The organism is Pseudomonas benzopyrenica, from assembly GCF_036884265.1.
GTDB lineage: Bacteria > Pseudomonadota > Gammaproteobacteria > Pseudomonadales > Pseudomonadaceae > Chryseomonas > Chryseomonas benzopyrenica.
Genome location: NZ_CP145723.1, coordinates 2,930,286 through 2,944,305 on the forward strand (window position 1 = coordinate 2,930,286; position 14,020 = coordinate 2,944,305).

The following is a 14,020-nucleotide window of genomic DNA, read 5'->3' on the forward strand; positions in this document are numbered from 1 at the left end:
CCTTTCCCGACAAGAGCACCCCATGAAACGCACCTACGCCGCGCCCTTCGAGAAGTACCTCAACCTCGCCGATGCCCGCCTCGGCACCCGCGTCATCAGCGTCACCGACGACTGGTTCGCCGCCGCCGACCGCATGCTCCAGCCCCACGAGCCGGAGTGGAAGGAAGGCGTCTATGACGACAATGGCAAGTGGATGGACGGCTGGGAATCGCGGCGCAAGAGGTTCGAAGGCTACGACCATGCGGTGATCCGCCTGGGCGTACCGGGCTCGATCAAGGGCGTCGACATCGACACCCGCTGGTTCACCGGCAACTATCCGCCCTCCGCCTCCCTGGAAGCCTGCTTCTGTGCCGAGGGCGATCCGGCCGAAGACGCTGCCTGGACCGAAGTGCTGCCGGCCATCGAGATGCAGGGCAATAGCCACCACTACCATGCCATCGCCGATGACCGCCCCTGGACCCACCTGCGGCTGAACATCTATCCCGATGGCGGCGTGGCCCGCCTGCGGGTCTACGGCATTCCCCATCGCGACTGGTCGACCCAGGCCGAAGACGAGGTGCTGGACCTAGCCGCCGCCCTCAACGGCGGACGCGCCCTGGCCTGCAACGATGAGCACTACGGCCGCATGAGCAACATCCTCAATCCGGGTCGCGCCGACAGCATGGCCGACGGCTGGGAAACCGCGCGCCGCCGCACTCCTGGCAACGACTGGGTGATCATCGCCCTGGGCCATGCCGGCATCGTGGAGGAAATCCTGGTGGACACCCTGCACTTCAAGGGCAACTATCCGGACAGCTGCCAGATCCAGGGCGCCTATGTGCGCGGCGGTACCGACGGCCAGATCGAGACCCAGAGCCTGTTCTGGAAGGAGCTGCTGCCGCCGCAAAAGCTGCAGATGCACCAGGAGCACAGCTTCCGCGAGCAGGTGCGCGACCTCGGCCCCATCACCCACGTGCGCCTGAACATCTTCCCCGACGGCGGTGTCAGCCGCCTGCGGCTATTCGGCAAGGTCGCCCGGGGCCAGGCATGAGCCGGCCACTGCGCATCGAGCCGCTGACCGCCGAGGGCTTCGCGCCCTTCGGCGAAGTCATCGAGACGGCGGGCCGGGATTGGTTTCCCATTAACAATGGCTCGACCCAGAGATACCACGCCCTGGCCCGGGTCGAGACAGGGCCGGCGGACGGCACGGCGATCATCAGCATCTTTCGCGCCCGGCGCCTGGGCTATCCGCTGACCATCGCCATGCTCGAACGCCATCCCCACGGCAGCCAGGCCTTCGTCCCGCTACGCGGCGAACCCTTTCTGGTGGTGGTAGCGCCGCCCGCGGCGCAGCCGGATGCCGACGCCATCCGCGTCTTTCGCACCGATGGCCGCCAGGGCATCAACTACCACGCCGGGGTCTGGCATCACCCGGTGCTGGCCCTGCGCGACGAGGACGAATTCCTCATCGTCGATCGCGCCGGCACCCTGCCCAACTGCGACGAGTTCTTTTTCGCCGCGGCCGAGCGCCCCACTCTGGCGCTCTAAGGACTGGCGGGCGCGCGCCTGAGTTGCTTGCGCAGCAGGCGCGCACTGTCCAGGCAGACCCAGGCCACCGCCAGCCAGATGGGACCATAGGTCCAGATCGCGCCCTCCGGCAGCTGCTCACCGAGCACATAGAGCGCGACGAAGACCAGCAGCGCCGGCTCCACATAGCTGAGGATGCCAAACAGACTCAGCGGCAGCATGCGGCTGGAGGCCAGCATGGCGGCGAAGGCGATGGCACTGAGCAGACCCAACCCCGGCAGCAGTGCCCACAGCCAGGGTGTCTGCTGCAGGATCAGGCTGGGCGAAAACCAGTGCAGCGCAAGCAGCGCGAAGGGCAGCAGGCAGCACATCTCCAGGACGAAGCCGGACAGCGCATCCACCGCCATCCAGCGGCGCAGGACGAAATACGGCGGATAGCCCAGCACCGGCAGCAGGCTGACCCAGGACAGCGCCCCGGTCACCCAGACCTCGTTGATCACCCCCAGCAGCGCACAGGCCACTGCCAGGCGCTGCAGCGGTCGCAGGCGCTCGCCATAGACCAGCCGCCCGGTCAGCACGATGGCCAGGGGCAGCAGGAAATAGCCCAGCGACATCGCCATGGCCTCGCCATTCATGGTCGCCCAGACGAACACCCACCACTGGATGCCCATCAGCAGCGCCGCCGCCGGGATGGCCAGGCACAGTCGGGGCTCGCGCACCAGCCGCTTGAGCGTGGCCAACAGGGCCTTGCCCTCGCGCAGGACCACCACCAGCAGGAGCACCATCGGTAGCGACCAGACCACCCGCAGGGCCACCACCTGCAGGCCGTCCAGCGGCGCCAGCCAGACGAAGTACACCGGCATCAGCGCGAACAGCACCGACGACAGCACCGAAAGGCCCAGGCCCTTGCCGGACAGCACGTTCATGACTGACGCCCCAGACGGTTGATGAACAGCGACAGCAGGATGATGCCGCCGCCCAGCAACAGCCTCGGCAGATCGGCCGGGTGCTGCCAGATCAGCAGGCTGACCAGCAGACCGGCCGGCACATGGGCCTCGTTCATGATCGCCAGGGTGCCACCGTTGACCCGCAGCGAGCCCAGCGTCCACCAGTAGAGGCCGAGCGCCGTGGCGAACACGCCCATCCACACCAGCACGCCCCATTGCAGGCCCGTGCTGGGCAGCCGCGCCGGATTGCCGAACAACAGAAAGGACAGCGCCGCCACCAGCAGGGCGCCGAGAAAGAACAGCCCGAAGTAGCGATGCAGCGCACCCTGCCCGGCATAGGCGTGCCCCAGGTGCTTGCACAGCACCTGGCCGGCGGCGAAGGTCAGGTTGGCCACCTGCAGCAAGAGAAAGCCCAGCAGGTAGTCACCGGTCAGCGGCTGGAAGCGGATCAGCGCCGCACCCCCGACCGCCACCACGGCGGCCAGCAGCGACCAGAGGCGGAAGCGGCGCTGCCAGGCATCGTCGAGCAGGGTCACATAGATTGGCGTGAGCACGGTGAACAGCAGCACCTCCGGCACCGTCAGCACGGCGAAACTGCGATACAGGCACAGATAGGTGATGCCGAACTGCAGGGCGCCTGCCGCCATCAGCCCCAGGGCGAAGCGCCCCGGCACCCCGCGCCAGCGGGTGAAGGGCAGGAACAGCACGAAGGCGATGGCCACGCGGACCAGCACGGCGAAATCGCTGTCGACCCGACCGGCGAGGTACTCGCCGATCAGGCTGAAGGAAAACGCCCAGATGAGGGTGACGAGCAGAAGGTAGGGCATGGCGGCGACGCACGAAAAAGGTGCGCGACCTTAACGCGCCCGTTGCCGGAGGGAAACCCCCGGCTTCTCGCTGGCTAGCGGGTGGCGTTCAGGCCCGAAGGTTCGGCACCGGTAAGCGCCGCCACCGACTGATTGGCCTGCAGCACGTTGTCGGCGCCCGAGACCAGGGTCTTGGGCTCGGCCACGCCGGCCGCGCGGGACCAGTAGACCTGCTGATTGGAACCGCCCACGGCGATGTCGGCCTGGCTGAGCAGGGTCAGCCGTGCCTTGGCGCCGTAGCCATAGGCATCGACCTTGGCGATGCCGTCGCTGCCGCGTACCTTGGCCTGCACCTGCTGATAGCCACCGCCGATGCTCAGACTGGCCACCGCGCCCCTGACCGTGGTGACGCTGCCCAGGCCATGGATGTTCAGCACCTGGGCGCCGTCGAGCACCAGCCGATGATGACTGCCGTAGACGGTCACGGTGCCGCACTGACCTTTCAACGTCAGGGTATTGCCCTCACCGGACAGGGACACGTCTCGCCCCTCGCAGTCGAGGGTCCGGCTGATGTTCATGCCGTCGATATCGATGGACTCGACGGCCGCCGCGACGGATTCCTCGGCCTGGACCAGCAGCGGCGCGATGACCAGACAACAACCCAGCAACGCCTTGAATGACGACATGGAGACTCCTTGTCTTGCCTAGAGGGGGACACTCATCGGCTGGCTTGGAGGGCAGCGCCGGCGGGACATTTGACCCGGCGTCCGACATTTTTTCAGGCCGTGATGGCCGCCGCGTTTTCCCATCACCCCCGCAGGCACTAACATGCGCCCTTTCGTGGCCCCAGAGCGCTCGATGAAGACTCCTCGCGTTTCCCTCGATCAGTGGCGGACCCTGCAGGCTGTGGTGGATCACGGCGGCTATGCCCAGGCCGCCGAGGTGCTGCATCGCTCCCAGTCGTCGGTCAGCTATACCGTCGCCCGCATGCAGGAGCAGCTCGGCGTGCCGCTGCTGCGCCTGGAGGGCCGCCGCGCCGTGCTGACCGATGCCGGCGCCGTGCTCTTGCGCCGTTCGCGGCGCCTGGTGCAGCAGGCCAGCCAGTTGGAGGAACTGGCCTATCACATGGAGCAGGGCTGGGAGTCCGAGGTGCGGCTGGTGGTGGATGCCGCCTATCCCACCCGCCCCCTGCTGCTGTGCCTGCGCGAATTCATGCCGCAGAGTCGTGGCTGCCGGGTACGGCTGCGCGAAGAGGTCCTGTCCGGGGTGGAAGAGGCCCTGCTCGACGGCTCGGCGGACCTGGCGATCACCGGCCTGGTGATCGCCGCTCATCTGGGCGCCTCCCTGGGCACCGTGGAGTTCGTCGCCGTCGCCCATCCCGAGCATCCGCTGCATCAATTGCAGCGCACCCTGGTGACCGCCGATCTGGAAGAGCAGCTGCAGATCGTCATCCGCGACAGTGGCCGCGCCCAGCCGCGGGATGCCGGCTGGCTGGCCGCCGAACAGCGCTGGACGGTAGGCAGCATCAGTACCGCCGCCACCTTCCTGCGTGACGGCCTGGGCTTCGCCTGGCTGCCCCGGGACGCCATCCAGACCGATCTCGACGCCGGCCTGCTCAAGCCGCTGCCGCTGGAACAGGGCGCCCAGCGCTTCCATCCCTTCCAGCTCTACAAGACGCGCCAGCACGAGCTGGGCCCGGCCTCACAGATCCTCATGAACCTGTTGCGCAAACATGCCCTGCCACGCTGACCATGGCGGGGTGCCAGCCGGGTTGCTATCGTTCGCCAGTCGTCTCCGCCACTCAAGGATCCATCATGTTCAAAGCCCTGCTTGCCGCCTGCGCCCTGTTCGTCGCCTCCACCGCCTGGGCCGCGGACAATCCGCACGTGCTCATCAGCACCAACAAGGGTGACATCGAGGTCGAGCTGGATGCGGCCAAGGCACCGGTCAGCACCGAGAACTTCCTGGGCTACGTCGACAGCGGCTTCTACAAGGGCACCCTGTTCCATCGCGTCATCCCCGGCTTCATGATCCAGGGCGGTGGCTACACCCGCGACATGCAGGAAAAACGCACCAAGGCGCCGATCAAGAACGAAGCCGACAACGGCCTGAAGAATCTGCGCGGCACCCTGGCCATGGCGCGCACCTCGGACGTCAACTCCGCCACCAGTCAATTCTTCATCAACGTCGAGAACAATGCCTTCCTCGACCACGGTTCGCGCGACTTCGGCTACGCCGTATTCGGCAAGGTCGTGCGCGGCATGGAAGTCGTCGACCAGATCGCCGGCGTCCAGACCACCCGCCAGGGCATGCTGCGCGACATTCCCCGTGAACCGGTCATGATTCTCGCTGCCAAACGGCTGTAAGCCGACCCGTCCGGCTGGATGCCGCGCGCCGGTCATCCAGTCCCAACGGCGAGGTCCCCCTTCCGGCGACGCGATACGCTGTCTCCTCTCTACAAGGACCCCGCATGATCTTTCGCCGCTTCGAACGCATCATCGATGCGTTCCGGGAAGCCCCCGATGAAATGCCGCCCACTGGGGTTGGCGCCTTCTATCTCCACTTCCTCAAGCAAGCCTGGCCGGCCTTCGCCCTGCTGTTGGTGGTCGGCCTGATCGGCGCCCTCATCGAGGTCGCCCTCTTCAATTTCATCGGCCAACTGGTCGACCTGGCCGGCAGCGCGCCCAACAGCACGGTGTTCTTCCAGGAGCACGGCGGCACCCTGATCTGGATGGCGGTGGTCACCCTGGTCATCCGCCCCTTGTTCATCAGCCTGCACGATCTGCTGGTGCACCAGACCATCACCCCCAGCCTCACCACCCTCATCCGCTGGCAGAACCATCGCTACGTGCTCAAGCAGAGCCTGGGCTTCTTCCACAGCGACTTCGCCGGGCGCATCTCCAACCGCATCATGCAGACCGGCGTCTCCCTGCGCGATTCGGCGGTGCAGGCGGTGGACGCCATCTGGCACGTGCTGATCTTCGCCGTCACCTCGCTGATCCTGTTCGCCCAGGCCGACGTCTGGCTGATGGTCCCGCTGGTCCTCTGGATCATCGGCTACGTCATCGCCCTCTGGTATTTCGTGCCCCAGACCAAGGAGCGCTCGGCCATCGCCTCGGAATCCCGCTCGCAGCTTTCCGGGCGCATCGTCGACGGCTACACCAACATCTCCACCCTCAAGCTCTTTTCCCACTCGGCCCAGGAGGAGCAATACGCCCGCCAGGCCATGGAAGAGCAGACCGAGAAAGCCGAGAGCGCCGCCCGCCTGATCACCGCCATGGGCGTGACCATCGCCATTCTCAGCGGCTTCCTCATCGCTGGCACCACAGGCCTGGCCCTCTGGCTCTGGCACCAGGGCGTCATCAGCGTCGGCGCCATCGCCCTGGCCACCGGTCTGGTGATCCGCATCAACAGCATGTCCGGCTGGATCATGTGGGTGGTCAACGGCATCTTCGAGAACATCGGCATGGTGCAGGACGGCATGAGCACCATCGCCAAGCCGCGCCAGGTCGGTGACGCCCCGGACGCCAAGCCGCTGCAGGTGACCCGTGGCGCGGTGCTGTTCGAAGACATCGCCTTCCACTACGGCAAGGGCGCCGGCATCATCGAAGGCCTGACCCTGGACGTGGCCCCGGGCGAGAAGATTGGCCTGGTCGGCCCCTCGGGCGCCGGCAAGTCCACGCTGATCAACGTGCTGCTGCGCCTCTATGACCTGGAAGGCGGTCGCATCCTGGTCGACGGCCAGGACATCGCCCATGTCACCCAGGAAAGCCTGAGATGCCAGATCGGCGTGGTCACGCAGGACACCTCGCTGCTGCACCGCTCGATTCGCGAGAATCTGCTCTATGGCCGTCCCGAGGCCACTGATGAAGAACTGCACGCCGCCCTGCGCAAGGCCAAGGCCGATGACTTCATCGCCCGCATCACCGACGCCCATGGTCGTACCGGGCTGGATGCCCAGGTGGGTGAACGCGGCGTCAAGCTTTCCGGCGGTCAGCGCCAGCGCATCGCCATCGCCCGCACCCTGCTCAAGGACGCGCCCATCCTGCTGCTGGACGAAGCCACCTCCGCCCTCGACTCCGAGGTGGAGGCCGCGATCCAGGAGAGTCTGGAAACCTTGATGGAAGGCAAGACGGTGATCGCCATCGCCCACCGGCTGTCGACCATCTCGCGCATGGACCGCCTGGTGGTCATGGAACGTGGCCAGATCGTCGAGATGGGTTCCCACGACGAACTGATCGCCTACAACGGCCTCTATGCCCGCCTATGGCGTCACCAGACCGGCGGTTTCGTCGGTCACGGCGTGCCGGGCAGGCAACGGGTACGCAGCAGCTCCAGCTGACGTTCCTGGTCCAGGCCTGGGTAGAAGCCTTCGATCTTCTGCAGGCCACCCAGCCAGCTGCGCCGCTCCACTACGCACTCGAACACCGGGCAGGCCGCCTGCCCGGTATCGCCGCAGTCGCGGTAGTAGGTCAGTCGCTGGCTCTTTTGCGCCGTGCCCTGGAAGGGACCGGGGCGATCCTGCAGGACATAGAAGTCGATCTCCGCCGCGCTGCGATGATTCTCCCACTGGAATGCCAGGGTGCTGGGATAGAAAAGCACCAGCAGGCCCGCCAGCAGCACCCAGAGAATGCCCGCCGTCACCGGCAGGGGCAGCCGCGAACGAAAGCGGCGCCCGCCCCGGATGATCAGCGCCGTCACCACGGTGACCAGCGCCAGAGCGATGCACAGGGACGGCAGGCCGGTGATGACCTGACCGGCCACGCCGATGTCCAGCCCGCTGGGCGACGGTACCGTTCGATAGCCGATCTCCAACCGCTCCCAGCCCACTCGATTGCCGATCAGGCCGGCGAGACCAAAGGCGGCGGCCAGGCCGACCAGAGCCCAGAAGGTACGAGGATTGCTGCTGCGCATGGGGAATCGTCCAGACAAAGACCGGGAGACTGCCTAAGCCCGCCGGTGAAGGCAAATCCGAATTTCTCCTGACCCTGGCCCTCTATTGAAAGCCACTTGCCGAGGAGTCCGCCCATGTCCATCGATCTCGCCCGTGCCGTCCACATCGTCGAAAAGGCCTTTCTACCCCTGCGCGGCGACGTCCGCGAAGATCCCAGCGACGCCAGCTTTTCCCTTGAGGTGACCGACGGCGCCCGGGTACTGGCCTCGATCGCCCATGTCGCGCGCAGTCAATACAGCCATGCCGGCCACCTCGCCGCCCTGATCGAGCAGACTCGCCTGGAGCTGGCACGCGACGGCTACCTGCTGGAGCCCTGGTCGATGCCGGGTTAGACCGCCGCCCCTGGTCGGCGACCGCGAGGTTCGGCAAGGCGGTGTCGAGCTGATAGACTGCCGCCCCGCAGCCGCCACACCCCGTGGCCCAACGCGAGTGGTTATCGTGGAAATTTTCAAAGAATTCATTTTCGAAGCCGCGCACTTCCTGCCCAATGTTCCGGCAGGCCACAAGTGCGGACGTCTCCATGGGCATTCCTTCAAGGTAGGCCTGCACATCGAAGGTGCTGTCGATCCCCATACCGGCTGGGTCCGAGATTTCGCCGATATCAAGGCCGCCTTCAAACCCCTGTACGAGCGTCTCGACCACCATTATCTGAACGACATCCCGGGTCTCGAGAACCCTACCAGCGAAGTGCTCGCGCGCTGGATCTGGCAACAGCTCAAGCCCCTGCTCCCCGAACTCAGCCAGGTTCGCGTCCATGAGACCTGCACCTGTGGCTGCATCTACCGCGGCGACTAGGCTTGTCGGAAACGCGCCTGCGCTCGGCCATACTGCGTTGAAAATCATCCCGGAATGCTCATTTACCCCTCGTAAACTCCGCTTCCTCGCTGATTTTCGCCTTGCCTGACCTTCGCTCGGCTGCTGTTCAGACAAACCTTAATTTTTCCCTCCCATTCAAGGTGCCGATGGCGGCAGTCATTTTTCTGCCATAATTCGCGCCTGCCAACTGTCGACGTATCCCCATGTTCGAACTTTTCAGCGGACTCCACGCCTGGGTCGCCATCAGCCTCGTCTTGGCCCTGGCCTTTGTGCTGGCCTTTGAATTCATCAACGGCTTTCACGACACCGCCAACGCCGTCGCCACGGTGATCTACACCAAGGCGATGCCCCCGCACCTCGCGGTGTTCTTTTCCGGCATCTTCAACTTCCTCGGCGTGCTGCTCGGTGGCGTCGGCGTCGCCTACGCCATCGTCCACCTCTTGCCGGTGGAGCTGCTGATCAACGTCAACACCGGCCACGGCCTGGCCATGGTGTTTTCGCTGCTCGCCGCCGCCATCACCTGGAACCTGGGCACCTGGTACTTCGGTATCCCCGCCTCCAGCTCCCACACCCTGATCGGCTCCATCCTTGGCGTCGGCGTGACCAACGCCCTGTTGACCGGCATCCCGGTGAGCGAAGGGGTGAACTGGCAGAAGGCGATCGACATCGGCCTGTCGCTGATCTTCTCGCCACTGGCCGGCTTCGCCGTCGCCGGCCTGCTGCTGCTCGCGCTCAAGCGCTGGCGACCGCTGTCGAAGATGCACAAGACCCCGGAACAGCGCCGCGAACTGGATGCCAAGAAGCACCCACCCTTCTGGAATCGCCTGATGCTGGTCCTCTCGGCCATGGGCATGAGTTTCGTGCATGGATCCAACGACGGCCAGAAAGGCATCGGCCTGATCATGCTGGTGCTCATCGGTATCGTCCCGGCCAAGTTCGTGCTGGATCTGGACAGCACCACCTACCAGATCGAACGGACCCGTGACGCCGCCATCCACCTGGGCCAGTTCTATGAGCGCCAGGGCGACAACCTCAAGGACTTCCTCGCAGAAGTACCCGGCAATCGCGACCTGCCCCAGGAATTCCGCTGCGCCCCGCACATGACCGTACCAACGCTGCAGGCGCTGCTGGCCGACCTGGAAGGCGTCACCGACTACCGTGCCATGAGCGACGACCATCGCCAGCAGGTGCGCCGCTACCTGCTGTGCCTGGACGACACCGCCAAGAAGGTGAGCAAGCTGCCGGTGCTGACCGCGCGCGATCGCGACGATCTCAGCCGCCTGCGCAAGGACCTCACCAGCACCACCGAATACGCCCCCTTCTGGGTCATCATCGCCGTCGCCCTGGCCCTGGGCATCGGCACCATGGTCGGCTGGCGCCGCGTGGTGCTCACCGTGGGCGAGAAGATCGGCCGCCAGGGCATGACCTATGCCCAGGGCGTCAGCGCCCAGGTGACGGCGGTGGCGGCCATCGGCATGGCCAACGTCTTCGCCCTGCCCGTCTCCACCACCCACGTGCTGTCCTCGGGCGTGGCCGGCACCATGGTCGCCAACCGCAGCGGCCTGCAGGGCAGCACGGTGCGCAACATCCTCATGGCCTGGGTCCTGACCCTGCCGGCCTCCATGGCCCTCTCCGCCGGCCTGTTCTGGCTGGCGCACCTGTTCCTGTGATCCCCATCCACCGGGCTCCGCGCGAGCGGTGCCCGGTTGGACCCCTCGTCGGGAAAGCCTGAACAGGATAGCTATTGACGAGTCTAGAGAAATGTGTCCCAGCAAAGACACCTTTCCGAGACAGCCGTACGGTGAACGTCAATGACTCCTGCGACCTACATCCTTCTTCTGATACTTGGCTGGCTAGCCCTGTCGCTGGCCATACTCTGGGCCATGCTGCGCCTGGCGCGGCGCGCCCGCCCCGTGGCGATGCCCTCGCCCAGGGTGCTGCCAAAGGCAACCCCCACCGTCCCCGTGAGTCCAGGCAAACACCTGGTCTGCTAGTGCTCTGGACGTGACGAAGCCACCTCGACACCTAGACGGTGCGCGGGAAAAAAGGAAGGATTCTTATTGTTCGAGAGGAAGGGATTCGAGCGAAAGCGAATCAGGTGAGCAGGGTGTTTTCCTGAGCGCTGCGGCTCATCTGCTCGAGAATCTGGTCTTGCTGTTGCGGGGTCAGGGTGTCCCAGCAGTGGTGCTTGATGAACAGCCCGGTGCCGAAGGCGACGTACAGCGACAGGGCGACGATGACGAGCGTTTCCAGCCCGACAATAGCCCAGGAACGACTCTTGGACGCATTGTCCTTGGTTTTCATAACGACCTCGTGAAATTTAGAGGGGCAATAGTTTAGTCCCTTAAGCAACTTCCGTGCAGCGCCAGTCGTCGATTGGTCAAGTTCATTGACCTGACACCGCGACGAACTTGCCCAAGTTCGACGGCCCTTCCGGGGCGGCGACTTCCCCCCACAGCCAAGCTGCAGTGGCACGAATGCACGCCAGGCGCCGCGCTGGTATACTCCGCCGACTGACGGGTCGCTGCAGGCCCTGCCGGTTCCGCTGGCTGTATCGGCCGATCCTGCAACTTCCGCAGCGACGCTTTGTCGCATCGCACGTCCATCGCCGCCGCGCCTGTCGCGCGGTCCGATAACGCCTTCTTGGGGCGTCTATCGACTCAAGGGTCGATCCTCGCTCGCCCGGCTTCGCGCCACAGCTGTGATAAAGAGGAGTTAAAGCAAGACATGTCCACCACGTCGAAGATCATCTACACCCTGACCGACGAAGCGCCCGCCCTGGCGACCTATTCGCTGCTCCCCATCGTCGAGGCCATCACCGCCTCCTCCGGCGTCGCCCTCGAAACCCGTGACATTTCCCTTGCCGGCCGCATCATCGCCCTCTTCCCCGAGTACCTGAAGGAAGAGCAGCGCATCTCCGACCACCTCGCCGAACTCGGCGAACTGGCCACCACTCCCGAAGCCAACATCATCAAGCTGCCCAACATCAGCGCCTCGGTGCCGCAGCTCAAGGCCGCGATCAAGGAACTGCAGGGTCAGGGTTACGCCCTGCCGGACTATCCGGACGAGCCCAAGGACGACCAGGAAAAGGACGTCAAGGCGCGCTACGACAAGGTCAAGGGCAGCGCCGTGAACCCGGTCCTGCGCGAAGGCAACTCCGACCGCCGCGCGCCGCTGTCGGTCAAGAACTACGCCCGCAAGCATCCCCATCGCATGGGCGCCTGGAGTGCCGACTCCAAGTCCCACGTCGCCCACATGGACGCCCATGACTTCTATGGCAGCGAGCGCTCGGCCACCGTCGAGAACGCCGGCAGCCTGAAGATCGAACTGATCGGCAAGGACGGCAGCAGCAAGGTCCTCAAAGAGAAGACCGCGGTCAAGGCGGGCGAGATCGTCGATGCCTCGACCATGAGCCGCAAGGCCCTGCAGAGCTTCATCGCCGCCCAGATCGAAGACGCCAAGGCCCAGGGCGTGCTGTTCTCCGTGCACCTGAAGGCCACCATGATGAAGGTCTCCGACCCCATCATGTTCGGCATCATCGTCGGCGAGTTCTACAAGGACGTGCTGACCAAGCACGAAGCCGCCTTGAAGGAAGCCGGCTTCGATCGCAACAACGGCATCGGCGACCTCTATGCCCGCCTGTCCAGCCTGCCGGAAGCCACCCAGGCCGCCATTAAGGCCGACTTCGACGCCCAGTACGCCCAGCGCCCGGCACTGGCCATGGTCAACTCCGACAAGGGCATCACCAACCTGCACGTACCGAGCGACGTCATCGTCGACGCCTCCATGCCGGCCATGATCCGTGACTCCGGCAAGATGTGGAACGCCGAAGGCAACCTGCAGGACACCAAGGCCATCATCCCCGACCGCTGCTATGCCGGCGTCTACCAGGTGGTGATCGAGGACTGCAAGCAGAACGGCGCCTTCAATCCCAGCACCATGGGCAGCGTACCCAACGTTGGCCTGATGGCGCAGAAGGCCGAGGAATACGGTTCCCACGACAAGACCTTCCAGATCCCCACCGACGGTACCGTGCGCGTGACCGACGACCAGGGCAAGGTGGTCTTCGAGCATCCGGTCGAGGCCGGTGACATCTGGCGCATGTGCCAGACCAAGGACGCGCCGATTCAGGACTGGGTAAAGCTGGCCGTCAATCGTGCCCGCGCCAGCGGCACTCCGGCGATCTTCTGGCTGGACCAGAACCGCGCCCACGACGCCCAGGTCATCGCCAAGGTCGAGCGCTACCTCAAGGATCACGACACCAACGGTCTGGACATCCGCGTCCTGGCGCCCGAGGAAGCCACCCGCGTGTCCCTGGAGCGCATCCGCAAGGGCGAGGACACCATCTCGGTGACCGGCAACGTCCTGCGCGACTACCTGACCGACCTCTTCCCCATCATGGAACTGGGCACCAGCGCCAAGATGCTGTCCATCGTCCCGCTGATGAACGGCGGCGGCCTGTTCGAGACCGGTGCCGGCGGCTCCGCGCCCAAGCACGTCCAGCAGTTCGTGCAGGAAAACCACCTGCGCTGGGACTCCCTGGGCGAGTTCCTGGCCCTGGCCGAGTCCCTCAACCACCTGGGCGAGACCACCGGTAACGCCAAGGCCAAGATCCTGGCCAAGACCCTGGACCAGGCCAACGGCCAGTTCCTCGACAGCAACAAGTCGCCGTCGCGCAAGGCCGGTGAACTGGACAACCGCGGCAGCCACTTCTACCTGGCGCTGTACTGGATCCAGGCTCTGGCCGAGCAGAGCGACGACGCCCAGCTCAAGGCCCAGTTCGAGCCGGTGGCCAAGTCGCTGACCGCCGACGAAGCCAAGGTGGTCGCCGAGTTGAACGGCGTCCAGGGCCAAGCCGTGGACATCGGTGGCTACTACCACCCCGACCAGGCCAAGACCCGCCAGGCCATGCGTCCGAGCGCCACGCTCAACGCCGCCTTGGAACAGCTCAAGGGCTGAACCTGAGGGCTGCGCCCGCAGCCTGATAGGTT

14 protein-coding genes are annotated in these 14,020 nt (G+C 65.4%); 9 read left to right on the forward strand and 5 right to left on the reverse strand.

Translation table 11 applies throughout. The annotated features are described in order from the left end of the window. The first annotated feature begins 22 nt into the window (after positions 1–22). Entirely contained in the window at positions 23–1,030 is a 1,008-nt protein-coding gene (gene alc / locus V6W80_RS13845; RefSeq protein ID WP_017641446.1) for an allantoicase, read from the forward strand. Beyond that, a complete protein-coding gene (locus V6W80_RS13850) occupies positions 1,027–1,527 on the forward strand; it encodes an ureidoglycolate lyase (protein ID WP_338544558.1) in 501 nt (166 codons plus the stop codon). The genes alc and V6W80_RS13850 overlap by 4 nt, the downstream gene beginning before the upstream one ends. On the opposite strand, the gene rarD is transcribed toward V6W80_RS13850, so the two are convergent. The 3 genes from rarD to V6W80_RS13865 form a co-directional block, all read right to left on the reverse strand. Further along, entirely contained in the window at positions 1,524–2,432 is a 909-nt protein-coding gene (gene rarD, locus V6W80_RS13855) for an EamA family transporter RarD (protein ID WP_338544559.1), read from the reverse strand. The two genes, V6W80_RS13850 and rarD, sit on opposite strands and share 4 nt — an antisense overlap. Beyond that, positions 2,429–3,280, reverse strand: coding sequence for an EamA family transporter (locus V6W80_RS13860; RefSeq protein WP_064309002.1), 852 nt, complete (start codon positions 3,278–3,280; stop codon positions 2,429–2,431). The genes rarD and V6W80_RS13860 overlap by 4 nt, the downstream gene beginning before the upstream one ends. Before the next feature lie 74 nt (positions 3,281–3,354). Continuing rightward, positions 3,355–3,945 carry a DUF3060 domain-containing protein gene (locus V6W80_RS13865; RefSeq protein WP_338544560.1) on the reverse strand — a complete coding sequence of 197 codons (591 nt, stop codon included), beginning with the start codon at positions 3,943–3,945 and terminating at the stop codon, positions 3,355–3,357. 172 nt (positions 3,946–4,117) lie between these two features. Between V6W80_RS13865 and V6W80_RS13870 the strand changes: the two genes are divergently transcribed. From V6W80_RS13870 to V6W80_RS13880, 3 genes are all read left to right on the forward strand, one after another. Next, positions 4,118–5,008: a LysR family transcriptional regulator gene (locus V6W80_RS13870; RefSeq protein WP_064309000.1), complete on the forward strand. Its 891-nt coding sequence runs from the start codon at positions 4,118–4,120 to the stop codon at positions 5,006–5,008. 62 nt (positions 5,009–5,070) lie between these two features. Next, positions 5,071–5,625, forward strand: a complete 555-nt coding sequence (locus V6W80_RS13875; RefSeq protein ID WP_026083888.1) for a peptidylprolyl isomerase — start codon at positions 5,071–5,073, stop codon at positions 5,623–5,625. A gap of 104 nt (positions 5,626–5,729) precedes the next feature. Further along, positions 5,730–7,601, forward strand: coding sequence for an ABC transporter ATP-binding protein (locus V6W80_RS13880; RefSeq protein ID WP_017641453.1), 1,872 nt, complete (start codon positions 5,730–5,732; stop codon positions 7,599–7,601). On the opposite strand, the gene V6W80_RS13885 is transcribed toward V6W80_RS13880, so the two are convergent. Continuing rightward, positions 7,556–8,173, reverse strand: a complete 618-nt coding sequence (locus V6W80_RS13885; protein WP_017641454.1) for a hypothetical protein — start codon at positions 8,171–8,173, stop codon at positions 7,556–7,558. The genes V6W80_RS13880 and V6W80_RS13885 overlap by 46 nt on opposite strands. Positions 8,174–8,287: 114 nt before the next feature. On the opposite strand from V6W80_RS13885, the gene V6W80_RS13890 reads away from it, so the two are divergent. From V6W80_RS13890 to V6W80_RS13900, 3 genes are all read left to right on the forward strand, one after another. After that, positions 8,288–8,545, forward strand: coding sequence for a hypothetical protein (locus tag V6W80_RS13890; RefSeq protein ID WP_017641455.1), 258 nt, complete (start codon positions 8,288–8,290; stop codon positions 8,543–8,545). A 106-nt stretch (positions 8,546–8,651) separates the two neighbouring features. After that, on the forward strand, positions 8,652–9,008 hold the full coding sequence (gene queD, locus V6W80_RS13895; protein ID WP_017641456.1) for a 6-carboxytetrahydropterin synthase QueD: 357 nt from the start codon (positions 8,652–8,654) through the stop codon (positions 9,006–9,008). A 224-nt stretch (positions 9,009–9,232) separates the two neighbouring features. Beyond that, positions 9,233–10,699, forward strand: a complete 1,467-nt coding sequence (locus V6W80_RS13900) for an inorganic phosphate transporter (protein WP_017641457.1) — start codon at positions 9,233–9,235, stop codon at positions 10,697–10,699. A gap of 424 nt (positions 10,700–11,123) precedes the next feature. On the opposite strand, the gene V6W80_RS13905 is transcribed toward V6W80_RS13900, so the two are convergent. Continuing rightward, positions 11,124–11,333 carry a hypothetical protein gene (locus tag V6W80_RS13905; RefSeq protein WP_338544561.1) on the reverse strand — a complete coding sequence of 70 codons (210 nt, stop codon included), beginning with the start codon at positions 11,331–11,333 and terminating at the stop codon, positions 11,124–11,126. 423 nt (positions 11,334–11,756) lie between these two features. Between V6W80_RS13905 and V6W80_RS13910 the strand changes: the two genes are divergently transcribed. After that, positions 11,757–13,988 (forward strand): NADP-dependent isocitrate dehydrogenase, encoded by a 2,232-nt coding sequence (locus tag V6W80_RS13910; protein WP_338544562.1) that lies wholly within the window; start codon positions 11,757–11,759, stop codon positions 13,986–13,988. Positions 13,989–14,020 lie beyond the last annotated feature (32 nt).